Annotated in this window: 23 protein-coding genes; 5 read left to right on the top strand and 18 right to left on the bottom strand. The window is 67.4% G+C overall.

What is annotated here, in order from left to right:
- Window positions 1-120: 120 nt before the first annotated feature.
- The 3 genes from GOC52_RS02205 to GOC52_RS02195 all read right to left on the bottom strand — a co-directional run bounded on the left by GOC52_RS02205 (window position 121) and on the right by GOC52_RS02195 (window position 3,118).
- The gene (locus GOC52_RS02205; protein ID WP_010484128.1) at window positions 121-1,770 is read right to left on the bottom strand and encodes a Na+/H+ antiporter; all 1,650 of its coding nucleotides are present in this window, start codon (window positions 1,768-1,770) and stop codon (window positions 121-123) included.
- Between the two features lie 117 nt (window positions 1,771-1,887).
- On the bottom strand, window positions 1,888-2,676 hold the full coding sequence (locus tag GOC52_RS02200) for a dioxygenase family protein (protein WP_191850576.1): 789 nt from the start codon (window positions 2,674-2,676) through the stop codon (window positions 1,888-1,890).
- Between the two features lie 31 nt (window positions 2,677-2,707).
- Window positions 2,708-3,118, bottom strand: coding sequence for a DoxX family protein (locus tag GOC52_RS02195; RefSeq protein ID WP_049435172.1), 411 nt, complete (start codon window positions 3,116-3,118; stop codon window positions 2,708-2,710).
- Between the two features lie 96 nt (window positions 3,119-3,214).
- On the opposite strand from GOC52_RS02195, the gene GOC52_RS02190 reads away from it, so the two are divergent.
- Window positions 3,215-4,096, top strand: coding sequence for a LysR family transcriptional regulator (locus tag GOC52_RS02190; protein WP_191850574.1), 882 nt, complete (start codon window positions 3,215-3,217; stop codon window positions 4,094-4,096).
- A gap of 47 nt (window positions 4,097-4,143) precedes the next feature.
- Here GOC52_RS02190 and GOC52_RS02185 read toward each other — a convergent pair whose 3' ends face one another.
- Entirely contained in the window at window positions 4,144-7,206 is a 3,063-nt protein-coding gene (locus GOC52_RS02185) for a bifunctional diguanylate cyclase/phosphodiesterase (RefSeq protein ID WP_191850571.1), read from the bottom strand.
- 176 nt (window positions 7,207-7,382) lie between these two features.
- Between GOC52_RS02185 and GOC52_RS02180 the strand changes: the two genes are divergently transcribed.
- The gene (locus GOC52_RS02180; RefSeq protein ID WP_049410419.1) at window positions 7,383-9,494 is read left to right on the top strand and encodes a M13 family metallopeptidase; all 2,112 of its coding nucleotides are present in this window, start codon (window positions 7,383-7,385) and stop codon (window positions 9,492-9,494) included.
- A gap of 108 nt (window positions 9,495-9,602) precedes the next feature.
- Here GOC52_RS02180 and GOC52_RS02175 read toward each other — a convergent pair whose 3' ends face one another.
- Window positions 9,603-10,532, bottom strand: coding sequence for an oxygenase MpaB family protein (locus GOC52_RS02175; RefSeq protein WP_191850569.1), 930 nt, complete (start codon window positions 10,530-10,532; stop codon window positions 9,603-9,605).
- A gap of 309 nt (window positions 10,533-10,841) precedes the next feature.
- On the opposite strand from GOC52_RS02175, the gene GOC52_RS02170 reads away from it, so the two are divergent.
- Window positions 10,842-11,456: a hypothetical protein gene (locus GOC52_RS02170; RefSeq protein WP_010484135.1), complete on the top strand. Its 615-nt coding sequence runs from the start codon at window positions 10,842-10,844 to the stop codon at window positions 11,454-11,456.
- A 39-nt stretch (window positions 11,457-11,495) separates the two neighbouring features.
- Here the strand turns inward: GOC52_RS02170 and GOC52_RS02165 are convergent, their stop codons facing one another.
- From GOC52_RS02165 to GOC52_RS02105, 13 genes are all read right to left on the bottom strand, one after another.
- Window positions 11,496-11,840 carry a hypothetical protein gene (locus GOC52_RS02165; protein ID WP_043398917.1) on the bottom strand — a complete coding sequence of 115 codons (345 nt, stop codon included), beginning with the start codon at window positions 11,838-11,840 and terminating at the stop codon, window positions 11,496-11,498.
- Window positions 11,841-11,858: 18 nt separating this feature from the next.
- Entirely contained in the window at window positions 11,859-12,629 is a 771-nt protein-coding gene (locus tag GOC52_RS02160; protein ID WP_010484137.1) for a LytR/AlgR family response regulator transcription factor, read from the bottom strand.
- Entirely contained in the window at window positions 12,619-13,878 is a 1,260-nt protein-coding gene (locus GOC52_RS02155) for a sensor histidine kinase (protein WP_043398922.1), read from the bottom strand. The genes GOC52_RS02160 and GOC52_RS02155 overlap by 11 nt, the downstream gene beginning before the upstream one ends.
- A 176-nt stretch (window positions 13,879-14,054) precedes the next feature.
- Entirely contained in the window at window positions 14,055-15,704 is a 1,650-nt protein-coding gene (locus GOC52_RS02150; RefSeq protein WP_043398924.1) for a M28 family metallopeptidase, read from the bottom strand.
- 347 nt (window positions 15,705-16,051) lie between these two features.
- Window positions 16,052-17,698 carry a CsgG/HfaB family protein gene (locus tag GOC52_RS02145; RefSeq protein WP_100447564.1) on the bottom strand — a complete coding sequence of 549 codons (1,647 nt, stop codon included), beginning with the start codon at window positions 17,696-17,698 and terminating at the stop codon, window positions 16,052-16,054.
- 16 nt (window positions 17,699-17,714) lie between these two features.
- Window positions 17,715-18,392 (bottom strand): hypothetical protein, encoded by a 678-nt coding sequence (locus GOC52_RS02140; protein WP_010484141.1) that lies wholly within the window; start codon window positions 18,390-18,392, stop codon window positions 17,715-17,717.
- Window positions 18,393-18,527: 135 nt separating this feature from the next.
- Window positions 18,528-19,628 (bottom strand): hypothetical protein, encoded by a 1,101-nt coding sequence (locus GOC52_RS02135; RefSeq protein WP_019660898.1) that lies wholly within the window; start codon window positions 19,626-19,628, stop codon window positions 18,528-18,530.
- Window positions 19,619-20,815, bottom strand: a complete 1,197-nt coding sequence (locus GOC52_RS02130) for a hypothetical protein (RefSeq protein ID WP_019660897.1) — start codon at window positions 20,813-20,815, stop codon at window positions 19,619-19,621. Before GOC52_RS02130 ends, GOC52_RS02135 begins: the two co-directional genes overlap by 10 nt.
- Window positions 20,816-20,922: 107 nt before the next feature.
- Window positions 20,923-22,185 carry an RNA polymerase sigma factor gene (locus GOC52_RS02125; RefSeq protein WP_191850567.1) on the bottom strand — a complete coding sequence of 421 codons (1,263 nt, stop codon included), beginning with the start codon at window positions 22,183-22,185 and terminating at the stop codon, window positions 20,923-20,925.
- A 45-nt stretch (window positions 22,186-22,230) separates the two neighbouring features.
- Window positions 22,231-22,587 carry a DUF1428 domain-containing protein gene (locus tag GOC52_RS02120; RefSeq protein ID WP_010484145.1) on the bottom strand — a complete coding sequence of 119 codons (357 nt, stop codon included), beginning with the start codon at window positions 22,585-22,587 and terminating at the stop codon, window positions 22,231-22,233.
- A 24-nt stretch (window positions 22,588-22,611) separates the two neighbouring features.
- A complete protein-coding gene (locus GOC52_RS02115; protein ID WP_010484146.1) occupies window positions 22,612-23,022 on the bottom strand; it encodes a VOC family protein in 411 nt (136 codons plus the stop codon).
- Window positions 23,023-23,062: 40 nt separating this feature from the next.
- Window positions 23,063-23,485: a VOC family protein gene (locus GOC52_RS02110; RefSeq protein ID WP_005407887.1), complete on the bottom strand. Its 423-nt coding sequence runs from the start codon at window positions 23,483-23,485 to the stop codon at window positions 23,063-23,065.
- 66 nt (window positions 23,486-23,551) lie between these two features.
- Entirely contained in the window at window positions 23,552-23,965 is a 414-nt protein-coding gene (locus tag GOC52_RS02105; protein ID WP_159359738.1) for a YciI family protein, read from the bottom strand.
- A 288-nt stretch (window positions 23,966-24,253) separates the two neighbouring features.
- Here GOC52_RS02105 and GOC52_RS20870 point away from each other — a divergent pair, with 288 nt between their 5' ends.
- Together GOC52_RS20870 and GOC52_RS02100 are read left to right on the top strand one after the other, a co-directional pair.
- Window positions 24,254-24,547 carry a transposase gene (locus GOC52_RS20870; RefSeq protein WP_019338990.1) on the top strand — a complete coding sequence of 98 codons (294 nt, stop codon included), beginning with the start codon at window positions 24,254-24,256 and terminating at the stop codon, window positions 24,545-24,547.
- On the top strand, window positions 24,544-25,377 hold the full coding sequence (locus tag GOC52_RS02100; protein ID WP_043397638.1) for an IS3 family transposase: 834 nt from the start codon (window positions 24,544-24,546) through the stop codon (window positions 25,375-25,377). The genes GOC52_RS20870 and GOC52_RS02100 overlap by 4 nt, the downstream gene beginning before the upstream one ends.
- The last annotated feature ends 576 nt before the right edge of the window (window positions 25,378-25,953 follow it).

Here is a 25,953-nt window from a genome sequence, read left to right as displayed (position 1 = left end):
TGCTCGGCTGCTTTTCGTTCCGGGTTCATGACGCCTGAAGCAAGCGTAGCCGAGCATGGGCTCGGCTCTACATGCCAGGGCGGAATCCGCGTCAGCGTCAGCAACGCCCGGTCCCAGGCGTCACTCGCGCTTGCGCGATTCCAGCAGGTCCAGGTTGCGGATCAGGCGCCGCGAGATCTCATCGGAGATCACCCCGCGCCGGGTCAACCGGAACAGCTCCTCGCGCTCGGCATTGAGGCCGGCGCTGCGCAGCTGGCGGTAGCCCATTTCCATGCGCCGCACCTTCTCCGGGTCCACGTCGGGCCCCTCGCTGTCGCGCTCCAGGTGGCGCTGGTACAGCAGGCTCACCCGCGACGCGGCGTCGTTGTACAGCTGCACGTTCTCGGTGTTCTGGTTCATCACCAGCTGCTGGCGCATGCGCTCGACCCCGGCCAGCGCCGCCTTCGACGACAGCCGGCGCGCCAGGTCCTCTTCCTTGCGTTCACCCGAATCGGCCGGCAGCTGCAGGCCCTTCAGCAGCTGCGGCAGCGCGATGCTGGCGCCGAGCAGCGAGAACAGGATCACCGAGGCGGCCAGGAAGATCACCAGGTCACGTGCCGGGAACGCACTGCCATCAGGCAGGAACAGCGGCAGGGTCAACACACCGGCCAGGGTGATCGCACCGCGCACACCGGCCACCGAGGTCGCCACCACGATGCGCCAGTTCGGTGCCTCGCCCCGCTCCAGGCCGCGACGGCGCGCGCGCAGCAGGTTCCAGCGCAGCGACAGCCACACCCACAACAGGCGCAGCACGACCAGCGCCAGATTGATCACCACCACATACACCAGCAGCCACCACGCACTCTGGTGGCCGGTCTCGTTCATGGTGGTGGTGGCGCGTTCGACGATGCCTGGCAGCTGCTCGCCCAGCAGCACGAACATGATGCCGTTGAAGCTGAACTGCAGCATGTTCCAGACCCCGGCACGCTGCACGCGCATGCTGCCGGAGACGCGGCCGGTCAGCTCGACATAGCTCATCGCGATACCTGCGGCGACCGCGGCGAGGATGCCGGAGGCGTGGATCTCTTCGGCCAGCAGGTAGGCCGCGAACGGAATGAGCAGGTTGACCAGCATCGCCGCGCCCGGCTCTTCGCCGAAGCGGCGCCACAGCCAGCGCTGGAAGGTCGACACACCAAGGGTGACCGCCACGCCCACCGCAAGGCCGGCCACGGCCACCCACACGAAGGTCAGCGAGGCCGTGGCCAGCGAGAACGTGCCGGTCATCACCGCAGCCACCGCGAACCGGAAGCAGACCAGGCCCGATGCATCGTTGAGCAGCGACTCGCCTTCCAGGATGTGCATCAAGCGCTTGGGAATCGGCGCCTTGGAGGCGATCGCACCCACTGCCACAGGATCGGTCGGCGACACGATCGCCGCCAGCGCGAAGCACACCGCCAGCGGCATCACCGGAATCAGCCAGTGGATCAGGAAGCCTGCGCCGATGACGGTGAACACCACCAGGCCGAACGCCAGCTCGAGGATCGCGCCCTTGTCGCGGAACAGGCCCTGCTTGGGAATGCGCCAGCCATCCAGGAACAGCAGCGGCGGCAGGAACAGCAGGAAGAACACTTCCGGCTCCAGCGCGTGGCCGCGGTTGAACACCCCGGCGATCACCGCGCCCAGGCCGATCTGCACCAGCGGCAGCGGCAACGAGAACGGGAGGACGCGAACCAGGTAGCCGCTGGCGACAACGGCCACCAGCATCGCCAGGACGACTTCAATGGTATGCATGCTTCTTCCAGGAAGCGGCGCGCGGGGAGGCTCGAAGGCCAGCGCCGGAAACCCGGAAAAAACTACCACATGCGGCCACGACCGCGATGGCCGGGGCCGCCGCGCGTCAGCCCCGGCTCATGCCCCGTCGAAGCGGTACAGATCCATGGCGAGGAAGCCGGCATCGATGCCGGCGTCGATGCGGCGTGCACCGAAGCCGCCCTCGCCGGCCGCGCCCATCGCGAAGAACAGCGGCAGCAGGTGCTCGTCGGTCGGGTGCGCGCGCTCGGCGAACGGCGCCTGCCGGCGATAGTCGAACAGCGCCTGGCGGTCATCAGCGGCCAGGCGCTGCTCCACCCACTCGATGAAGGGGCGCACGTACGGCGCTTCCTTGCCGTCCTGGTAGTCGCCCCAGTCGTGCAGATTGTGGGTGATGCTGCCGGAGCCGACCAGCAGCACGCCCTGTTCGCGCAGCGGCGCCAGCGCGCGGCCCAGCGCGAGCTGATGCTCGGGGCCGAGCAGCGGCTGGATCGACAGCGGCACCACGGGAATGTCGGCCTGCGGGCGCAGCAACCGCAGCGGCACCCACGCGCCATGGTCGAGGCCGCGCTGCGGGTCGAGCGCCACCGGCAGGCCGGCGGCGGCGATGCGGCCGGCCACTTCTTCGGCCAGCGCCGGATCGCCCGGCGCCGGGTACTGCAGTTCGAACAGCGCGCGCGGGAAGCCGCCGAAGTCATGGATCGTCGGCGGCTGCGGATGCGCGCCGACCAGCGGCTGCCGGCCCAGCCAGTGCGCCGAGGCCATCACGATGGCACGCGGCGTCGGCAGGTCGCGCGCCAGCTCGGCCAGGCGCACACCGACCTGGCCCGGATGCAGGGCAGTCATCGGCGAACCATGGGAGATGTACAGCGAAGGCAGGCGGGACATGGAATGCTCCAGTTGCAGGATCAGGCGGCGATCAGCGCGAACGCAGGGTCCACTTGCCATCGCCGACCAGGAACAGCACCACCAGCGCCAGTGCCCAGAACGCCGGGTATTCCCAGCCGCCGCCGGCATTGGCGAAACCGAAACCGTTGGCGCCGTGCACGGTGACGATGGTGCCCAGCAGCAGCGGTACGCCGACCAGGCCCACCCAGCGCGCATAGACGCCCAGCAGCAGCGCGACAGTGATCACCAGCTCGACGCCGATGGTGAGGTAGCCGAGCGCGCCGGGCAGGCCCAGCGACTCGAAGTACGCCGCCGTGCCGGCCGGGGTGAATACCAGCAGCTTGGTCAGCGCATGGGCCAGGAACAGCACGCCCAGTGCCAGGCGCAGCAGGGTGGCGCCATACGGCGCCAGCGGCGAAACAGGAGCGGTCGTGGTGTGCATGGCAAAGCACCTTGAAGGGAGTGGGCACAGGTTATTGCGCCTTCACGGACTGATAAATACGATCGATTGACCGTATTTATTTCAAAAGGCGCAACAATGGATACCCTCGAGGCGATGCGCGTGTTCGTGGCGGTGGTCGAGCGCAATGGCTTCAGCGCCGCCGCCCAGGCTCTGGACATGTCCACTGCCGGCGTCACCCGCCAGGTCGCCGCGCTGGAAAAGCGCCTGTCCACCCGCCTGCTCCACCGCACCACGCGCCGGGTCAGCCCCACCAGTGCCGGCGCCGCCTACTACGCCCAATGCGTGCGCCTGTTGGCCGAATTCGACGCGCTGGAGGCCAGCATCGGTGCGCAGGCGCTGGAGCCCTCCGGCACGCTGCGCATCAACGCGCCGGTCAGCTGGGGCATCGCCCGCCTCGGCCCGCTGCTGGCCAGCTACCGCGAACGCTTCCCGCAGGTGGAACTGGACCTGGCCCTGTCCGACCGCCTGGTGGACATGGTCGAGGAAGGCTACGACGTGGCCATCCGCATCACCCGCGAGCCCAGCCCCACGCTGATCGCACGCCGCCTGGGCGAATCGCGGGTGAGCCTGTGCGCCGCGCCGGCCTACCTGGCCGCACGCGGCACCCCGCAGACCCCGCAGGACCTGCAGGCACACGCGTGCCTGAGCTACAGCTACTGGGCCGCCGGCAACAACTGGCCGCTGCAGGGGCCCGGCGGTGAGGTGAAGGTGGCGGTGAACAGCCTGCTGCACGCCAACAACGGCGATGTGCTGCGCGAAGCCGCGATTGCTGGCATGGGCGTGATCCTGCAGCCGGATTTCCTGCTGGAAGACGCGCTGGCCGATGGTCGCCTGGTGCGCATCCTGCCGGAGTGGGAGGCCTCGCCGATCGGCATCTTCGCGGTCTACACCAGCCGCAGCCACCTGGCACCGAAGGTGCGCAGTTTCATCGATCATCTGGTGGAAAGCGGGGTGTAGACGAGTCTGGTGTTTGCCGGCCAGCGACCGGCAAATCCGAGATCCGCTCAGGCAGCGACTTCGTCCAGCGCATCGATGATCCGTTCCAGCGGTGCCGGCCGCCCCAGCAGGTAACCCTGCACCTGGTCGCAGCCGTGCGCGGCCAGCCAGTCCAGCTGCCCCGGCGTTTCCACGCCCTCGGCGATGATGGTCAGGCCCATGCTGTGGCCCAGCGACAACAGCGCGCGGCAGATCGAGGCATTGCGCGGATTGGTTTCCACGTCGGCGACGAAGCTGCGGTCGATCTTCAGGATGTCCAGCGGCAGGTGCTGCAGGTAGGACATGCTGGAATAACCGGTGCCGAAATCATCCAGCGACACGCTGATGCCCTGCTCGTGCAGGCGCTGCATGGTCTGCATCGCCTGCGCCGGCTTGCGCATCAGGCTGCTCTCGGTCAGCTCCACGTGCAGGGCACCGCGGGCCAGGCCGAAGTCCTGCTGCGCACGGGTGAACTCGGCCACCAGGTCGCTGTTGAAGAACTGCACCGCCGATACATTGACCGCGATCGGCAGCTCGCCCCAACCGGCCTCGACCAGCCGGCGCTGCGCTTTCGCCGCCGCGCGGATCACCCAGCGGCCCAGCGCCAGGATCAGCCCGGTCTCCTCGCACAGCTGGATGAACTCGTTGGGCGGGATGAAGCTGCCGTCGGCCTGCGGCCAGCGCAGCAGCGCCTCCAAGGCGGCCGGGGTGCCATCGCTGGCATGCCGGATCGGCTGGAAATAGAGCTGGAATTCGTTGTCGATGGCGGCATGGATGCGCCCGGCCAGGCGCAGCCGGTCGGCCAGCCGAGTGGTCACCGCCGCGTCGAACCAGACCACCACGTTGCCCTCGGCGCGTGCCGCGTGCGCGGCCTGCGCGGCCATGCCGATCACCTGCTCGGCACTGTGGCCGTCACCGGCGGTGTGCACGGCCACGCCGATGCGCGGTTCGAACTGGTGCAGTGAATCCTTGCCGCGCATCGGCGCCGACACGATCTGCAGCAGGTCGTCCAGCACGCGCTGGGTATCGTGCTCGGCACCGATGGCCAGCACGAAGTCCTCGGCTGGCTGGAAGGCCAGCGTGCCACAGCGCGCGCCCAGGCCACCGAGCCGGGTCGCCATCGACTGCAGCACCGCATCGCCGATCTCGCGGCCCAGCGTATCGGCCACCAGCTGCAGGCCGCGCAGCTGCACGAAGGCGATGGTGTAACCCTGTTCCTGCTCATCCAGCTGTTCGGTCAGGGCGCGCACGTTGAGCAGGCCAGTGGCCGGGTTGTGCCGTGCCCGATAGGCCAGGTCACGCTCGTAGGCCAGCCGTTCGCTGACATCCTCGGCCAGCACGAGGCACGCCGGCTGTCCGTCGAAATCGAGTTTGGACAGGTGTGCGCGGACCTCGAACACGCTGCCATCCTTGCGCCGGTGCAGGCGCACGGTCGCGTCCGGAGGATCGCCCACCTGTGCGCGCTGGATGGCACCACGCACTTCGTCCCAGCCTTCGCGCGGGCGGATGTCGAGGATGCTCATCGCCAGGAACTCGTCGCGGCTGTAGCCGTACTGGCGCACCGCAGCGTCGTTGACCTCGATGAAGCGCAGCGTATCCGGGTCGAACACCCAGAACGGTGCAGGATTGCGGTCGAACAGCAGCCGGAAGCGCCGTTCCACTTCGCTCACCTGCTCGCGCGCCTGGTAACGCTCGCTCAGGTCGGTCAGCGCGCCGATCATGCGCCGCTCGCTGTCGGCCACTTCCACCCGCTGCCCACGCGCGCCCACCCAGCGCACCTCGCCCCCGGGCAATACCAAGCGGAACACCTGGTCGAGCACGGCGCCGCCGGCGAATGCCTGGTCAAAGGCATGCTGCAGGCGCGCGGCATCGTCGCGGTGCACGCGTGCGAAGAAATCGGCCACCGGCAGCGCATCGGTCTGCACGCCAAAGATCTCGCGCGCCAGCGGCGACCAGCGCAGCAATGCGGCGTCCTCATCCACGTACCAGGTACAGACACGACCGACCTGGTGCGCAAGACGCAGCTCGGCGTGGCCTGTTTTCAGCTCCTCGGCCATCGCCTGCTGGCTGCGGGTGCTGCGCCGCACGGCGTACAGCAGCACCAGCAACACCGCGATGTAAGCCAGTACGATCGCCACCGACGCCTGCAGGTACGGCCACCACGGCGCCAGTACGTCTTCGTCGGCCAGGCCGACCTGCACCGCCAGCGGGCTGTGTTCCAGCGTGCTGATGGTCATGATGCGCGGTACGCCGTCGACCACACCCGGCACGCTGCCCAGCTCGACCACCGCCTGCGTGCCGAGCAGGTCACGGCGCGGCAGGCCGTAGCGGCGGCCCACCGTGCCGTGCGGATCAGGCACGCGGGCCAGCATGTAACCCTCGGCATCGCTGATCGAGACCAGTCCGTTGGGGCCGACATCGAGGCCGCCGACGATGCGCTGCAGTTCGCCACAGCGCAGCCGTGCCAGCAGCCAGCGTTCGCCGGCCATCGGCAGCGCCAGCGGCACCACCCAGCCGCCATCGCTGGCCCGCTGCGGCGGGCCGATGTACAGGGCGCTGCCCTGGCCACGACGCTGCGGGTCGGTCCACAGCGGCAGCTGCAGGTCGCCCTCGCCGGCCGTCAACGGTCGGCCATGGCGGTCGAGCACGGCGATGCTGTGCAGTTCGGCATGCCGGCCCAGCACCCCGCCGATGGAGGCATCCATCAAGGCCGGCGCCTGCGCCGGCACGCTGCGGAACAGCTCGGCGGCGTCGGCGGCGATGCCGGACATGGCCCGCTCCAGGTTGCGCAGTTCCAGCGCCAGCAGGCGCTCGCTGCCCACCGCCAGCGCCCGGCTCTGCCGCTGTGCCGCTTCCAGGCGGCGGTGGTAGTCATTGACCAGCATCAGGGTCAGGCCGGTTACCAGCAGCACGCCCAGCAGCACTCCGCCCCAGGTAATGGCGCGCAGCGGGCGGGCCAACGCGCGTTTCAGCGCGGGCATCGGCGGGTGTTCCTTGTGCAGTCGGCTGGCTTCATGCGCGAACGAATCCTCCACGTCCCCGACCTCAACGGCCGGCGGACGCCATTCTTGACGCCTGACCCCACCCCGCATGGCCACCTCCCCGTGCCCGCGCAGGGTTCCCGGGCCCAGCATGCACCACCCCGGTGACGGCGTGAAGATCGCTTCCGCGCGTTCAGCCAGATCCCGCACAGGGCAGGTGCCACAACGGGAGGGCCAGCCGGGGCGGAGCGGATTAGACTTGGGGTTTTCCGCTGCAAGAGAAGTCCATGTCCAAGCTGCGCCGTCCCACCCTGGCACTGGCCATTGTTGCCAGCCTGACCCTGGCCGCCTGCGACCGCCCGGCCGATCCGGCCGCTGGCAACGCCAAGCCCGCCGAAGCTGCACCCGCTGCGGCCAAGCCGATGCTGGGCAGCTTCGGCTTCGATGCCAGCGGCATGGACCGCAGCATTGCCCCCGGTGATGACTTCTTCGGCTTCGCCAACGGCACCTGGGTGAAGAACACCGAGATCCCGGCCGACCGCTCGCGCTTCGGCAGCTTCAACGTCATCGCCGAGAAGACCCTGGCCGACACCCGCGCCATTCTTGAGGGCGCCGCCGGCAACACCCAGGCCAGCGGTGACGACAAGCTGATCGGCGACTACTACGCTGCTTACATGGACGAGGCCGGCATCGAGCAGCACGGCATTGCGCCGGTACAGCCGCAGCTGAAGGCGATCGACGCGATCGCCGACAAGGCCGGCCTGGCCCGTGCCCTGGGCGGCGACGTGCGTGCCGACGTCGACCTGCTCAATGCGACCAACTTCTACACCGACCGCCTGTTCGGCCTGTGGGTGTCGGTGGACCTGCTGCAGCCGGACCGCACCGCGCCGTACCTGGTGCAGGGCGGCCTGGGCATGCCCGACCGCGACTTCTACCTGGGCGGTGGCCGCATGGCCGAGCTGCGCAAGCAGTACCAGGCCTACATCGCACAGATGCTGCAGCTGGCCGGCGTCGCCGATCCGGCGGGCAAGGCACAGCGCATTCTCGCGCTGGAAACGAAGATCGCGCAGGCGCACGCCACCCAGGAAGAAACCAATGACGTGACCAAGGGTGCCAATCCGTGGACCCAGGCCGACTTCAATGCGAAGGCGCCGGGCATGGACTGGAGCGCCTTCCTCGACGCGGCCGCACTGGGCAAGCAGCAGGACTTCATCGTCTGGCAGCCCAAGGCCGTGGCCGGCCTGTCCAAGCTGGTCGCCACCGAGCCGCTGGATGCCTGGAAGGACTACCTGGCCTTCCACGCGCTGGACCGCGCCGCTGCCTACCTGCCGAAGAAGTTCGCCGATGCCCGCTTCGCCTTCCACGGCACCGCGCTGAGCGGCACGCCGCAGCAGAGCGACCGCTGGAAGCGTGCGGTGGACGACGCCAACCATGCCGTCGGCGAAGCGATCGGCAAGCGTTACGTCGAGAAGCACTTCGACGCCAGGACCAAGGAACGCGCGGACGAGATGGCGAAGAACATCATCGCCGCCTTCGCCAAACGCATCGACGCGCTCGCATGGATGTCGCCGCAGACCAAGGCCAGCGCCAAGGCCAAGGTGGCCGGCCTGACCGTGGGCATGGGTTACCCGGAAAAGTGGCGTGATTACACCGGCCTGGAGATCCGCCGTGATGACGCGCTGGGCAATGCGCAGCGCGCCGAACTGTTCGAGTACCAGCGCAACATCGCCAAGCTGGGCAAGGCGGTCGACCACAGCGAGTGGGCGATGCTGCCGCAGACCATCAACGCGATGAACGTGCCGCTGGAGAACCGCCTGGTGTTCCCGGCCGCGATCCTGCAGCCGCCGTTCTTCGACGGTGCCGCCGACGACGCGGTGAACTACGGTGCGATAGGCGCAGTGATCGGCCACGAGATCAGCCACGGCTTCGACAACGCCGGCGCGCTGTTCGACGAAACCGGCAAGCTGCACAACTGGTGGACCGCCGAGGACCTGAAGCAGTTCAACGCCGCCGGTGATGCGCTGGCCGCGCAGTTCAGCAGCTACGAGCCGTTCCCGGGCGTGCATGTGAACGGCAAGCTGACCCTGGGCGAGAACATCGCCGACGTGGCCGGCCTGGGCACCGCCTACGATGCCTATCAGCTGTCGCTGCAGGGCAAGCCGGGCCAGACCCTGGAAGGCTTTACCCCGGACCAGCGCTTCTTCCTCGGCTTCGCCCAGGCGTGGCGCAGCAAGAGCCGCGAGCAGGCGCTGCGCAACTCGCTGCTGACCGATGTGCATGCACCGGGCCAGTTCCGCGCACTGACCGTGCGCAACATCGACGCCTGGTACCCGGCGTTCGAGGTGAAGGAAGGCCAGAAGCTGTACCTGGCGCCGGACAAGCGGGTCAAGGTGTGGTGATGTAACCGGAACGGGCGCCGCAAGGCGCCCGTTTCACTTGCGGGTAGCTGCCAACCTTGGTTGGCGCTTCCGCGGCACCGCGAAAAGCGTGCCAACCAAGGTTGGCACCTACCAGGCAACCGCGGGCCACTCGCGCAGGATCTCCACCGGCGCGCCCATGCGTGCACAGGCGCGGCTGGCGAGGCCGTCGGGCAGCGCACGGCGGAACAGCGGCGCCATGCCCTGCATCAGCTTCGCAGATGCCGCAGCCTGGGCGCGCTGACGGCCACTGCGTGCAAGCATGCCTTCGGCCCAGTCCGGCAGCAGCGCCGCGCCCGCACCGAGGAACACCTCGCGCGACAGCCCCGGCACCGGTACCGGCAGGCGCACGCCGGACAGCACCTCCAGCACCTCGCGCGAGCGCTCATCCACACGCAGCTCCGGCTGACGTGCACAGAAGTACGCCGCCACTTCCGCTTCGCTGCGCGGCACATCCACCGCGCCCAGTGCCTCGGCCACGCAACGGTACTCGTCGTAATAGCGATCGGCGATGTGCGCCGGCACCTCGCGCCCGAAGCGTCGGAACCCCTGCAGGAAACCGAAGGCTTCGGTCACGTGCACCCAGGTCAGCAACTGCGGATCGTCGGCGGCGTAGGGCTCGCCCTGCGCGGTCTGGCCGCGGATCTGCGCATGGATGCGGCGCACCCTGGCCACCAGCGCCTCCACCTCGCCGCTGGGCGCATAGCTGGTGCCGGCAACGAAGGCCGTGGTGCGGCGCAGCCGACCCACCAGGTCCTGGCGGAAATTGGAGTGGTCATAGACCCCGGCCAGCGCGCGTGGGTGCAGGGTCTGCAGCATCAGCGCGCACAGGCCACCGGCGAGCATCGAGGGAAATTCGGCGTGCAGCCGCCAGGTGACGCTGTCCGGGCCGAACCAGCCCGGATCGCCCTGCGGATGGTCGTAGTCGATACCACTCTGGCCGCGCGGGAAGGCGTCCAGTACCCAGCGTCGGATCGGCGCCGTGACGGGGCGGGAGAGTCGCTGCAGCAAAGCCGGCATCACAGGTCCAGGAGAGGCGGAAGAACAGTCGCGTCTTGCGCGGTTGGCTCCGATTCTCGGCGATCACGCCTCCGGCGGCGAGCCTCCCCGCTCAGCGACGGTTTCATGTGCGGTCGCAGCACGTTTCACCCTGCGACATCCTGTCGCAGGCCGTGACTGCGATGCTGCATCGCATCAATTTTCACTCCCACCGGTCAAACCCTTGCGCCGCTTGGCATTGCCCCCATTGCACGGCTCGCTGGAAGTGCTAGAACTGGATCCGCCACACCGTCCAATGCTGATCGACGCACGTTCCACAAGGAGCCAGCCATGATTGCCTTGTTCAAGGGTTTGGGAATTCTGCTTCGCGACAACGAGCTCTACAGCAGCCCGTTCGACAAACAGGTGGCGCACTGGCGCAACCTCAGCGAGCAGCAGATCCGCGATGAAGTGGCTGTGCTGGCCCAGGCCAAGTGCCAGTGGCTGATCGCCTCGATCGTCGGCTGGCAGGCGGCCTCGCTGCTGATCCTGGGCCTGATCGCCAACTACCTGTGGCGCGACGACTTCCATATCACCTTCACCCGCGTGGTAATCGTGTTCGGCTCGTGGGTGTCGATCCTGTTCGTGATCTGGTTCATGGCCAACATGTTCGATCAGCAGGCCGGCTTCGAGCGCTGGATGAAGGCGTTCAACAGCCGCGCCCGCATCAGCTCCAAAGCCGACAGCGTCGAGCACGTGGCCGAGGCGCTTGACCTGGCCGAGCACTATCCGGAAGTGCTGGACTACAAGCAGGCGGTCACCGCCAAACGCGAGCTGCGCCACGAGGACATCCGCATCATGACCGAGATCGGGCGCATGAAGCAGCACTCCGAACTGGTCGGCCGCCTGAACCATGTGGGCGAGAACGAGCACCACCACGACCTGACACTGCAGCCTGCCTACTGACCCTTCAGGGAAGCGGGGGGACCCACACTGCCACCGTGATCACTCACGGTGGCAGTGTTCTATCGGGTCCTGGCTGACGCACTGGTGGAAGCCGCTGGGCAGGTCACGCATCGCCTCGGTCTTCCCCACCGCCACGGCAAACCGGCGCAATGGTGGCGTCGCACACGCGGCGTCGGTACTGCACGCTGGGTCCAGCACCAGGTAGTGGCATTGGCCACTACTGCTGGCGATGCACTGGAACCGTGCCTCGCCGTCGACCACGCTGCCCTTGCTGTAAAGCGTGTCCACGCCATTGGCACGGGTGCGGGTGATCGAGGTATTGCTGGATTTCTCACAGCCGGCCAACGACAACGCAGCGATGCAGGCAAACAGGAACAGGCGCATGGTGCCTCCAGGATGCGGCTACATGCCGCGGAACAGGCTCATGAACGGTTGGCTGACCACCAGCGTCTCCGTGCGCCCACGCAGGCGCAGCACGCCGCGCCCGGTATCGTCGCGGCTGACCGCCGCCACCGCCTTCATGTTGACGATGGTCGAGCGATGGATCTGGCGGAAATGCTGCGGGTCGAGCACTTCCAGCAGTTCGCGCAGCGGCGTGCGCAACAGGCTCTCGCCGGCAGCGGTCACCACGGTGGTGTACTTGTTGTCGGCACGGAAGTAGGCCACGTCTTCCAGCATGATCAGCTGCGTCTCGCGGCCGTTGCTGGCGGTGATCCAGGCCAATGGCGGGCGCTCTGCCGCACCCTGCGATGGCCCCAGGCGCCGCAGCAGGCGCTCGAGTACGGCATCGTCCTGGCGCGTTGATGGCAGCCGCGACAGGATGCGTTCGCGGGTGGCCAGCAGGCGCTCGTCGCTGACCGGTTTCAGCAGGTAATCCATCGCGCCCTGCTCGAACGCGTCGATGGCGTACTGGTCGTAGGCGGTCACGAACACCACCTGGGTGCGCGGGCTCAGCTCGGACAGCGAACGGGCTACTTCAATGCCACTGATGCCGGGCATGCGAATGTCGAGGAAGGCGATGTCCGGCTGCTTCTCGGCCAGCTGCTCCAGTGCACTGGCGCCATCCTCGCACTCGGCCACCAGCTTCAGGTCCGGCCACAACCGGCCCAGCTGCTCGACCAGCGACTGCCGCAGCAGTTCCTCGTCTTCGGCAATGAGCGCCTCAAGCGGCATGGCTGCGCTCCTTGTTCGACTGCGGCAGGGTCATGGTTGCGGCCACGCCGCTGGGGAAGTTGGCGACGATCGCCACGCCGGCCTGCTCACCGCAGGTCAGGCGCAGGCGCTCGCGCAGGTTCTTCAGGCCGATGCCGGTACCGCTGGTGCCCTGGCCGAAGCCGAGGCCATCGTCGGCCACCGTCACCGTCACATGGTCATCGAAGCCACGCGCCAGGATCCAGATCGTGCCACCGCCGGGCTTGGGTTCCAGGCCATGCTTGATCGCGTTCTCCACCAGCGTCTGCAGCGCCATCGCCGGCAGCTGCACGCCGTGCAGCTCGTTCGGCACCTGCACCTCCACCCCCAGCCGTGCGCCCATGCGGATACGCAGGATCTCCAGGTAGGCACGGGTGCGCTCCAGCTCCACGCCCAGCGTGGACAGCGATTCGTCCACCTGTGGCAACGAGCTGCGCAGGTACTGGATCAGGTGGCCCAGCATCTGGTCGGCACGTGCCGGGTCGGTGCGGGTCAGCACCTGCGCGTTGGCCAGCGTGTTGTAGAGGAAGTGCGGTTCCACCTGCGCATGCAGCAGATTCAACCGGGCCACCGACAGTTCCTTTTCCACCTGGGTCTGCTCGGCCGCGGCCTGCTCGTCGCGACGTTGGTCGGCAACACGGCGGCTGATCGCGCGGGTGACCGCTTCGGCGTTCTCGAAGTTGCTGCCCTCATCCAGCGCCAGCAGGTCGGCCCACCAGCCGGCATCCGGTTCAAACAGCAGAGTGACGGTACTGGTGCCCTGCCCCGGCGTGACCGTCGCCAGCACGCTGTTGCGCTTGATCGCCAGCCGAGCCGGCAGATTCCAGCGCGACGGCTGGCGGCCGTTCCAGGCATCCACGCGGCGCACGTAGGCCCGTACCTGCAGGCTGCCGGCCGAACTTTCCACGTCTTCAACGCGCGGCAGTTCGGCGATGGCCGCTTCCACCACCGAGAATGCCTGGCCGGCGTCCATCGGCAGTTCCACCTGGCGGCGCTGGCGGCCGGAGAGCGTGGTCGAATCCAGCCGGCCGGCGACCAGCCAGACGCGGCGTACATGGGTAATCGCGCTGCCCAGCGCGGAAATCATCAAGAACATCGCCAGCAGGCCGAAGATCCAGCCCGGGCCATCGTTCATGCCACTGAAGATGCCGCTCCAGACCATGCCGGCGACGAACAGCGCCGCAGCCCAGGCCAGCAGGTGACGAAGCAGGAGAGAGAGGCTGGCAAACACGGCGGCGCCTTGGAGGAAGGGGGTGAGCCGAGCATAGGGCGGCCCGCCGGGCAAACAAGCGGGCTGCGACGAAGGGGGGAAAAGCGGGGATGGAAGCCGTTACGGAAACGCCGGGCATGGCCCGGCGTTTCCCCGGAGGGGCAATGCCGGCCAGCGGCCGGCACTACCGAACGCCGTTATTTGCGCTGGTCGGCGCTGGCGTCACGCACGGCGCGGAACGACTCGTCCCTGCTCCAGTTCGGCCAGCTGCGCGAATTGGCCAGCTGGTTGCCCAGCGTGTACAGCACTTCCAGGTCGCGGGCGGCACCGGCGAACACCCAGTCCGGTTGCCATTCGTCGCCCTGCTGGTGGTAACGCTTGGCGGTGTAGTCCTCGGAGGCCTTCTTGCCCGCGGCCACGCCGCCATCCACCCAGTCCTGGCCGGCCGACCAGGACAGCGCCGGCACGCCACGCTTGGCGAACGGGAAGTGATCGGAGCGGAAGAACAGGCCGGCTTCCGGCTTCGGGTCCGGCGTGTAGCGGATGTCCCAGCCCTTGGCCACGTCCTTCAGCTGGTCCAGCAGCTCGAAGCGCGCGGCGCCGTAGATGCCGAAATCACGCGACGGCCCGAACGGTGCCATGCCATCCATGTTGATCACCGCCACGGTCTTTTCCAGCGGGTACAGCGGATGGGTGGCGTAGTACTCCGAACCCAGCAAGCCCTTTTCCTCGGCGGTGACCGCCAGGAACAGCACCGAGCGCTCGGGGCGCCTGGCCTTGGCGAAGCCGCGCGCCAGTTCGATCAGCGATGCGGTGCCACTGGCGTTGTCCAGTGCGCCATTGAAGATCCGGTCGCCACGCGCGTCCGGCTCGCCCACGCCGATGTGGTCCCAGTGCGCGCTGTAGACGATGGTCTCGTCCGGGTGGCGGCTGCCTTCCAGGCGTGCGGCCACGTTGTGCGAGGTGATCACTTCGGTCTTCACCGCGTACTTCGCGTCCAGGCTGGCGCCGGTCAGCGGCACCGGGGTGAAGTCGCGCTGCTGCGCCTTCTTCTTCAGCGCTTCGAAGTCCTGCCCGGCCGAGCGGAACAGCTCCACGGCCAGGTCGCGCTGGATCCAGCCTTCCAGCAGCGGGTGGCTGTCGGCCGGGTTGTCACGCACCACGTCGAACATGGTGTTGGTGTTGGAGCCGGCCACGGTGGCCCAGCCGTACGACGCCGGTGCGGTCTCGTGCACGATCAGCACGCCCAGCGCGCCCTGGCGGGCACCTTCTTCGTACTTGTAGGTCCAACGGCCGTAGTAGGTCATGCCCTTGCCGTCGAAGTCGCCCTGGCCGGTCTCGAAGTCCGGATCGTTGATCAGCACGACGGCGATCTTGCCCTTCAGGTCCACACCCTTGAAGTCGTCCCAGTTGCGCTCCGGGGCCTTCACGCCGTAGCCGAGGAACACCAGCGGCGCCTTGCTGATATCGACGTTGCTGGCGCCGTTCATGGCGGCGCGCACGGCGATCTGCTTGCCCTGCTCCAGCGGCAGGGTCTTGCCGCCCTGGTGCAGCGCCAGCTGCGGTGCGCCGACGATGTCGCCCTTGCGCAGCGGCACGGCCTGGGTCCACAGGCGCTTGCCATCCTTGAGGTCACCGCCCGGCTGCAGGCCGGCATCGGCGAACTGCTTGCTGAGGAAGGCGATGGTCTTCTCTTCGCCGGCGGTGGCCGGGGAGCGGCCTTCGTAGGCGTCGGAGGCCAGTTCCTTGACGTCGGCGGAGATCCGCGCGCCGTCGAATTTCGGGGTGGCGGCCATCAGTGCGCTCGACACTGACAAGGCCAGCAGGCCCAGTGCTACTCGCTTCATTGCTCTCTCCAGCAGGGAAATCTCTCTGGAGTGTAATGGGATTCGGCAGGGCTGCGCCCTGCACCTGCCGAAGCCAGGGCAGCAGCAACAGCCGAAGCAACAGCGGCATTCCGTGGGATGGCGGGGTGGGTCCGGTTGCGGGGGTCGCCGTAAATCCGTCCATGGAGGCTCGGTCGCCGCATCCATGCGGCTCACGCCCCCGCAACCGGACCCACCCCGCCTTCGACAGATTCCCGCTGCTGTTGGTAGGTGTCGACCTTGGTCGACACGCTCGGAAACACGAAGGGGTCAGATCCCTTTCCCGTCGGGAAAGGGCTCTGACCCCATCTGTGTGTTGCTTCAGCCTGTTACCAGTTCGGGTCTTCGGCCGGGGCCGCCGCGGCCTTGGGCTTCGGCTTGGCGGCCGGGCGTGCGGCAGCTGCGGGAGCGGCCGAGGCGGTCGCGCCTGCGGCGGCCGTTGCCGGCTTGCTGCCCAGCTTCTGGCGCAGTTCGATCTGGCCCGGGCGGAAGCCGCCGCGCATCGCGTCTACGCCGTCTTCGATGGTGCCGTAGGACGTCTGTGCAGCCACGCGATCGATGCGGATGGTGCAGCACGGGTGTTCGCTGCGGCCCAGCGAGCGGCCGGTCTGCGGGTCCTTCAGTTCTTCGCCCAGGCGCACGGCCTGCCAGCGCTGGCCAGCCTGCAGCGTTTCGCCGCCCTGGCTCAGTACCACCTGGTCGCCGTCCACCGAGACCACCGACACCGGGAACAGCGTGGTGACGATGGTGGTGCCGATCTGGCCGGACAGCGACTCCATCATCGCCGCCGCCATGTTGCGACCGTTGACCACGCGCGGCAGGGTGCTGGGGCCGGTCGAGGCCAGCTGGTGGTCGAAGCTGTCGGACATCACCACCTGGCCGGTGGTGGCGTTGATCAGGCGCAGGGTGATGCGCCCGCCACCGGAGTACGAGGTCACCTGGCGGTCGGACATGCGCAGGTTGCGCACGCTGCGCGGGTACTCGAAACGCTCGATGGTCGGGATCAGGATCAGGTCGGTCGCCAGCTGCTGGCCCACGCGTGCGGTGTCCTGCAGGCGCACGTTGCCGCTGTTGATGTGGTCGATCTCGGCCTGCAGCTCGTCACCAAACTCGCGGTCCAGCACGATGAAGCGCTGGGTCTGGGTCAGCGTGTCGGACAGGCGTGCGCGGATCGCGTCGGCCACTTCGTCCGCGTCCACGCGGCCGTCGCCCACGGCGTAGCTGCCGGCCTTGGTGCGCGGCAGTGCAACCACGATCTTCGGCTTGCCCTGCTCGTCCGGTGCACGGTACTGGGCGATCTGTGCGCGCACGCGCACCTTCCAGTAGCTGCGCATGCTGCGATGGGTCACATCGGAATCGTAGGAGCTGGCGCCACGCTTGGCATCAACACTCACCTTCTCGTCGTAGCTTTGCTTGACACTGGCCGAGGCCGAACCGCCCTTGGCCGAGGCTTCGCCGGACGCACTGGCCGACGCCGAGCCCTTGAAGCTCCAGCCTTCGTCGCTGGCGCGCACGCGGGCGATGGTTTCCTCGTCCAGCTGCCGCACTTCTTCCTGCGACAGGATTTCATAGCCCAGCACCGCGCCCTGCGAGCCGGCGATCATCTGCTGGGTGAACGCGTCGGCGCGGATATCGCCGACGTGTTCGTCATCCACATCCACATGCAGGCCTGCACGCAGGCTCTGCATCTGGCTGGCCACGCGTACGCCGTTGACCTGCGCCACCGCCGACTGCAATGCCGCCAGCACCGCCAGTTCCGGGGTGCTGCCGATGCCGTCGGCTTCGCGCGCGACCTGGGTGGTGCCGCCGAAATCCGGCGTGCCACGCAGGGGCGCTGCTTCCACCGGCGCATTGCTGGCCAGTGCACTGGTTGCCTTGTCCTTGGCGGGCGCGGCGGCCGGGGTGTCCTGCTTGCCACAGGCTGCGAGCAGCGTGGCAGCCAGGCCCAGGCCGATCAAACGGTAGGTCATACGCATGGAGATTCGCCTCGGATCAGAGCTTGTCGAGCATCGAATCGGCGTTGGACGGCACCTTCACCTTGCTCTTCTTGGCGAAGGTCACGGCCGACTTGGTCGAGCCGTACAGGCCCTGGATGAAGCCCGGCGATTCCTTGGCCACCCATGCACCTGCCGCCAGCTTGCGGCCGACGGTGGCCAGCTGGGTCGCGCCCAGGTTCTTCATGCCGGCGGTGAAGTTGCTGGCTTCGCCGCCCAGCTTCTGTGCTTCGGCCGCCGAGGACAGCAGCGAGACCAGGCCTTCGGCGTAGTGCTGCTTGGATTCAGCGTTCAGTTCCGGCTGTGCGGCCTGGCGCTCGTTGATCGCCGCCTGCGCCGCTTCGCTGACCGACACCGACTTCTTCATCGCATCGACGCTGACCGAACCCGACGACAGCGCCTGGCGCTCGGCTTCCAGCAGCTGCACCTGCTCGGCCAGGCCGAAGGCACGGGCGAACGAGGTCTGGGCCTGCAGCGAGTGCGACTGCGAGGTAACGAAACGACGCACCAGCGCTTCCTGCGCGGCTTCGTCCGGAGCGGCGGCGCTGGAGGCGCTGCTGCTGGAGGTGCCGGTGGCGGCACCGGCCAGGTCCTTCAGCTTGCCCAGGCCAGCGTGGGCCGGCATCGACAGGGTGGCGGCAGCGATGGCCACGACAAGAGCGGTATTGCGGATCATGGGATTTCCTTTATGAGAAAGACGGCCGCAGCGCGGCACGCGAGATCGGGGATGGCAGCGAGTCAGTGCCGAGCAAGCTCGGCACCCACCAGAGCCGGTAGCGCCGGGCCATGCCCGGCGAGCGCAGCGGTAACGTCAGCGGACTGCCTTGACGTTCAGTTCGTTGATCATCTGCTGGGCGGCCTTCTCGGCGGCCAGCTGCAGGGCGTTGGTGCGGGCGACGGTTTCATTCGGGCCGGTGCCGGAGAACTGCACCGGGCCCACCGACGACACGGTGCGCGGGAAGCGGCCGGTCACGTCCAGCACCTTGCCGGTAACGGTGACGAACACGCGGGTGTTGCCGCTGGCCGGATCGCGGTCGCGCATGCCGACGTCGAGGGTGCCGACGGCGATGTACGGAATGTTGGCCGCACGAATGCCGTTGGCGGTATCACGCAGGGTGGCCGGGGCCAGGTCGTTGCCGGTGCTGAAGTCCTTGCGGATGCGCTCGATGCTGAGCAGGCCGCGCGACTCGCCTTCCACGTATTCGGCTTCGACCACTTCGTAGCCGGCGGCGCTGAAGGCACCGGTCATCGCGGTGTTCACTTCGGCCGCGTTGGCCACCTTCCAGCTGATGTTGTCGCTGCGCTGGGTGGTGCTGCCACCGCTGGTGACCGACATCGAACCGTTCTGGTTGATGCTGCCGTTGGTGCTGACCGAGTTGCCGCGGAAGCTGTCGCCCTCGCGGGTGTTCTCGTTGTAGCTGCTGCTGGCGTCGACGCGGCGGTATTCCTTGTCCTGGAACGACTGCACGGTGTCCTGCGAGCGCGCCATGAACAGGAAGGTCAGCAGCGAACGCTGGGCGGCGGTGGCACCGGCCACGGCCGAACCTGCATCCAGCTTGGTCTGCAGCAGGGTGGTGTTGATCTCGGCGCGGACGGTGACGGTGTAGGTCTTGGCCTTCTTGTCTTCGGTGTCCGACAGCTGCACGGCACTGAGCACGTAGCGGTCGATCTCGCCGATGAACTCGGCGCGGCGCGCTTCGAACAGGCGCAGCTTGGCCGCACCGGTTTCGGCGATGTACGCCTCCAGTGCATTGACCTTGGCCTTGTTCAGGGCCTGGGCACGGGTGTCGGCACTCAGGCGCAGGCCGTAGCTGGCCGAACCAGTACCGCGCGAACTGGCGGTCTGCGCAGCGACCGGCGAGGCCACCACCAGGGCGATGAGGATGAGCAGGATGGTACGCATCAACGACATGACTTGATCAACTCCTGGAGGGCTTGGGTCTGCTGCTGCAACGGGCGGCCGCCCGGCTTCTGTTCGTCCAGCCAGCCGCGCGAATCGGCGCGCTTGGCGGCGGCGCCGGCGAAGGCATCGAGGCCCGCCAGCAGGGTTTCGTAGCTGGCCGACCACTGGTCGACCTGCCACTGCGTGACCGGCACCACCTTGGTGGCCCCCTTGCGCAGCGGCTGTTCGAAATAGACCTTGCCGGAGAACGGCTCGGTCACCTTGGCGGTGAAGAACGCGCCGAACAGCATCGTCTTCATCGCCGGGGTTTCTTCGATCACGCCGTTCTTCAACGCATCCACCTGCAGGTTGATGACGTAGTCCGGCTCGGGAATCTTCAGCTGGTAGACCTTGCCGTCGGCAAAGCGCGCCGCCATCGCACCACCGATCGCCTGGCCCGAGGCCGGCGGCAGCAGGCCGACGCCGGTATTGGACGACAGCGTCTTGGACAGTTCGTGGGCCAGCGTGGCACGCAGCGGGGCGTCCCACTTCGGGTCGGGCAGCTTGGCGCGGACCGCGTCGGACAGGGTTACGCCACCGACCTGCAGGCGACGCACGGCGGCATCGGGCAGCTTGGCCTGGGCGAGGCTGGCGGCCAGCACCTGCGACAGGCTGGTATCGGCACTGCCGTACAGGAGATCGGCAACGATCGCGTCGATATCGTCGTTGTCCGGCCGGTAATCCTGCACATCGATGCGCTGCAGGGTCAGCGGATAGGACGCGATCACCTGGCGCTCGCGGAAGTCGAAGAACAGCGCCTGCAGCGCCACTTCCACCAGCACCTTGTACTGGTCACCGATCGGCTCGACCGAGACCAGTTCGCGGTCCAGTGCCGCGGCCAGCACGGTCGCGCTGGTCGTGCCGTCGAGCATCGCCACCGGCTGGTCAATCAGCTGCAGGTGGGCCGGGGCGCGGCGCTTGAGCGACTGTGCCAGCGCCTGGTTCAACGGAATCAGGCCGCGCTGTTCCAGCACCGCATGCGCATGCGGCGTGGTCGCCTGCACGGCGGCGGCATCAGCGGTGTAGGCAAAACCGGCCCAATAGGCCTGCTGTGATTTGTCTGCCGCCTGCACGGCCATCGGCCATACGGCCAGGCACAGGGCACAGGCAAGCAGGCGCGCAAAAGCGCGCGATGCGCTCTTCGTCCTTGAATACATCCAACCGCTCCTCGGTCAATACGCATGGAAAGTGGACGCTGACGCGTCCGCTGGGCGCGAAACATAACGGCTCGCGGGGCTGCCGACAAGTGCTGCCTTCGTCGGGGTCACTCCGCGGGAGGCAGACCAGCCCGTTGCCGCAGCAGGCCGCGCTCTGCCTGGTTCTGGCTGAGTCTGGCGGCTTCCGCAAAAGCGTGACGTGCGTCCAAGTCGCGTCCCAACGCCTGTAGTAGTTCCCCGTGCACCACCTGCAGCGGCGCGTACTCGCGCAGTCGCGCGTCCACCAGCAACGGCTGCAGCTGCGCCCAGGCCGCGAAGGCACCGTCGCTGCGCAGTATCGCCACCACGCGGTTCAATGCGACAACTGGCGAGGGCTGCACCTGCAACAGCTGCGTATAGAGCGTTGCGATGCGCGGCCAGTCGGTATCTTCGGGACGCCGCGCCGCCGCATGGCACGCTGCGATGCGCGCCTGCAGCACATAGGGATCGTCGCCGCCACCGGCGGCCAGCGCGCGCGCCAGCACCTGCTGCCCGCGTTCAATCTGCAGCCAGTCCCAGCGCGCGCGGTTCTGTTGGTCCAGCAGCACCGGCACGCCCTGTGCATCGGTCCGTGCTGCGGCACGCGAGGCCTGCAGCTCCATCAGCGCCAGCAGGCCCAGCACCGGCGGCACCGGCAGCCGGTGCGCCAGAATGCGCGCGAGTCGCAGTGCCTCGTCGCACAACGCCGGACGCATCCAGTCGTCACCGGCACTGGCCGCATAGCCTTCGTTGAAGACCAGGTAGATCGCCTCCAGCACTGAAGCCAGCCGCTCGGGCATCGCCTCCGCGCGCGGCACTTCATAGGGCACCTGCTTCTGCGCCAGGGTGCGTTTGGCGCGCACGATGCGTTGGGCGATGGTCGGCTCGAGCTGCAGGAAGGCGCGGGCGATCTCGGTCGTGGTCAGGCCACCGAGCAGGCGCAGGGTCAGTGCCACCCGCGCATCGGCCGGCAGCACCGGATGGCAGGCCACGAACATCAGGCGCAGCAGGTCGTCCCCCAGATCATCTTCCAGCGCCTGGCTGTCATCCGGCGCTGGCAGGGGTGCCGGATGCAGTTCCTCACCCCATTGCGCATGCTGCTGCGCCACGCGCTGGTGCTGGCGCAGCACATCGATGGCACGGTTGCGCGCAGTGGTCATCAGCCAGGCTCCGGGATTGTCCGGGATGCCCTGCTCCGGCCAGCGCTCCAGCGCAGCCAGCCAGGTGTCCTGGGCCAGCTCCTCGGCGCGGCCGACATCGCCCCCGAGCAGCCGCGCCAGGCGCGCGATCAACACCGGCGACTCCATCCGCCAGAGGGTTTCCAGACGCTGCGTCAGTGCGGGATCGAGCATGCGCCGATCACAGCACGCACGCCCGGCCCGCACAAGCGCCATGGCTCACGCTTCGACGATGGGCTTGAAGCCGCCCCAGAACATGCGCTTGGTATCGAACGGCATGTCCTTCGGGCCCAGCGACGCCAGCCGCGGGTCGGCCATCACTCTGGCGTTGATGCGGTCGCGCGCCGCGCGCGAGCGGAACACCACGAAGGCGACGATCACCGTTTCGCCGGGCTTGGCTTTCACCGCGCGCGGGAATGACGTGCTTTTGCCCGGTTCCACGTCGTCGGCCACGCACTCCATGTACTGCAGCGCGCCATGGTCCTTCCACACCGCGCCGGCCTTGCGGGCAAGGCGGCGGTAGGCCGCCACCTTGTCCTGCGGGCACGGCAGCACGTAAGCATCCACGTAAGCCATGAGGGTTCTCCCTTGCGGCGGCCGTCAGCCCGGCTCGCCATCCATGTGTGCGATTTCCCAGAGATGGCCATCCAGGTCCTGGAAGCCACGCTGGTACATGAAGCCCAGGTCGCGCGCCGGCTGCGGCTCGCTGGCGCCGGCGGCCAGTGCCTTGTCCACCAGCACATCAACGGCCTCGCGACTGGGCGCCGAGAGCGCATTGATCACTTCCGTGTGGGTGCGCGCATCGGCAATCGGCTTGTTGGTGAACTGCTGGAAAAAAGGTTGGGTCAGCAGCATCACGTAGATGCTCTCGCTGATGACCATGCCAGCCGCATCGTCATTGGTATAGGTTGGATTGAAGCTGTAGCCCAGCGCGGTGAAGAACGCCTTGGACTTCTCCAGATCCTGCACGGGCAGGTTGACGAAGATCATCTGCGGTTGTGGTGCACTCATTGGTAACGCTCCTTGTGGATGAAGAGGAAAGAGGGAGGGATCAGGGCTGCTTCATGCAATTGACCATCCACGGCTTGCCGTAGCGATCAATCAGCATGCCCCAGCGGTGCGCCCAGAACGTTTCGGCGATCGGCATCTGCACCTGGCCACCTTCGGCCAGCGCAGCGAACACGCGTTCGGCTTCTTCGATGCTGTCAACATCGACATTGATGGTGGTCGAGCCGCCCTCGCCACCGCCGGGACCGTCGGCCGCCATCACGATGGCGCTGCCGATTTCCAGCTGGCTGTGCGCAACGTGGTCGAGGGTTTCCGGCGGCATCTCGTTGCAGCCTGGCGAGCCATCGGAGGGCGGCATGTCGCGGTATTTCATTTCCGACGTGACCTGGCCACCGAGTGCCTTGGCGTAGAACGCCATCGCCTCATGGGCCTGGCCGCTGAAGCCGAGGAAGGGAATCAGTTTCATGGCAATACTCCGTTGTGCGGTTCAGGCAGTAGTGCCGGGTCCTGCCCGGCAGGGAGATGAATCGGGTCAACCTTCCAGCTGTGCACGCAGACGCTGTTCCTGCTGCTGTAAGTCGGGGGTGAAGGCTTCACCGAAGTCTTCGGCGGTGATCAGCGGGCGCAGTTCCAGCGTGCCGCCACTGCCGAACGGCGCGCGGCTGGCCCACTCGACAGCTTCCTCCAGCGACCGCACGTCCCACAGCCAGAAGCCGGCGATCTGTTCGCTGGCGGGACCGAACGGACCCACCTCGACCCTGGGTGCGCCACTGCCGAAGTGAATGCGGCGACCGCGCTGGGTGGCGTGCAGGCCTTCACCGGCCAGCATGATGCCGGCGGCCACCAGTTGTTCGTTGAAGGCGCCCATTTCGGACAGTTCCTGTTCGCTGGGCATGCGGCCGGCTTCGGAGTCGGCGTTGGCCTTCACGATCACCATTACTTTCATTGCAGTCTCCCGTGGGGACGCGTGGTGCGTGCCCTTCACTGGGTACAACGAACCAGGGGGCTGGGAATCGACACGTCTGTTGGAAATTTTTTCTTCCGTGGAAGGCGCGCCTTCGGCGGGAGTCGGCGAACGGCGGAGCCCCTCCGTGGTGGGGTTGGGTTGATCGCTGAAAGCTGGGTTCCCGTAGGTGGGCCGGGCGGGTGGGGGTGGCGGGGACGCCGTGAACCTGTGGTGGTCTAATCAACTTGGACACTCGATAGGATCAATTTCAAGCATCGAGGTAGACCCATGGCAAAGCAGATCACTCAGGGCATGAGGGACGAGGCGGTTCGCCTTGTGGTTGTGGAGGGGCAGACAGTCAGGGACGTCTGCCAGCTGATGGATGTCGGCCCGACGGCGCTGAGGCGCTGGATCGAGCAATGGCGTCGAAAACATGACCCGCAGGCCGAGGCACCGCCCGTAGATGCCCAGGTCAGAATCGCCGAGCTGGAGGCCCAGAATCGCAGGCTCAAGGAGGAGCGCGACCTACTAAAAAAATCCATCGCCTTCTTCATTCGGGACAGCGATCACCGGAACAGGTGATCCAGGAATTGGGGAAGGTCGCTCCGATCCGGTTGGTGTGTCAGTTGATGGACTATCCCCGTAGCAGCTACTACGCCTGGCTGCACCGGGAGCCCCGGATTGACCGGGAACTGCTGGCCCAGGTTGATCTGGTTCGTCGCATTCATCAGTCCCACCGGGGGAGCTGTGGCTCTCGCAAGATGGCCAGGGAGCTGACCAATCGCGGCCTGCCAGTGGGTCGCTACCGCGCCCGGACGCTGATGCGCCGGGCCGGCGTCAGGGCGCGGCAGCACCGGCGGCACAAGTACCACAGTCTGGGGCCGCAGGCACTGACCGCGCCCAACGTGTTGGAACGCCAATTCAACCCGGAGGCACCCGACCAAGTCTGGGCAGGGGATATCACCTACATCCCGACCCAGCAAGGCTGGCTCTATCTGGCCATCGTGGTGGATCTGTTTGCCCGACGGATCGTGGGCTGGGCCCACTCTCACGAAGGGGATGCCTGGCTGGCCGTCAGAGCCCTGCGTGGGGCTCTGAAACAGCGTCGTCCCAACGGGCGACTACTTTTCCACTCGGATCAAGGTCGGCAGTACACCAGCCATGCCATGGCCGAAATTCTGCGTGACAACGGCATCACCCAAAGCATGAGCAGGAAGGGCAACTGCTGGGACAACGCGGTGGTGGAACGGGTTTTCGCCACCCTCAAAGGGGAGTGGCTTTACTCCAAATACCCCACTCGACAGGAGGCTGCAGCAGACATCGAGCAATTCGTGGACTGGTACAACCACCGTCGGCCGCACAGTGCCAACGGCCTTGTGCCACCTGCGCTTTGTGAAGAGCAGGTGGCCTGAACTCCCTTTGGGAGTGTCCAAAAATACTTGACCACCACAACCCGTCCGTGGGGGCTTAGCCGCGGCTTGCTCGTGCGCGCTGTCCTGCGCACACGGCAAGACCGGGGTTGGGCGTCCTGCCCAACCCGCCCGAGGCATGCCTCGGGCCCATGCCGCGGATACCCCGCCACCCCCACCCGCCCGGCCCCAGACAGATTCCGGTTGCCGATCCACCACGGGAAGATCAAGAAAAAAAGGCAGAAGCAAAAACAACGGCAACGGCGGATGGCTGGCGGCCTCGGCTTTGTGAGCGAAGCGACCCGCTTTTGCTCTTGTTTGTGATTTTCCGTGGTGGACGCCGCAGGAACCTGTCCAGGGCCGGGTGGGTAGGCGGGGCGGGGGTGTCCGCGGCATGGATGCCGCGGCCAAGCCCCCAAGGATGGGTTTACGGCGTCCCCCGACCCGCCTACCCACCCGGCAAAGCCCATGAACCCAGCTTTCAGCGACCAACCCAACCCCACCACGGAGGGGCTCCGCCGTTCGCCGACCCTCGCCGAAGGCGCGCCTCCCGCGCTGCAACATGCCCACGCGCAGACC

The organism is Stenotrophomonas sp. SXG-1 (assembly GCF_014083965.1).
Lineage (GTDB): Bacteria > Pseudomonadota > Gammaproteobacteria > Xanthomonadales > Xanthomonadaceae > Stenotrophomonas > Stenotrophomonas geniculata.
This window is presented reverse-complemented; position numbering and strand designations above follow the sequence as displayed.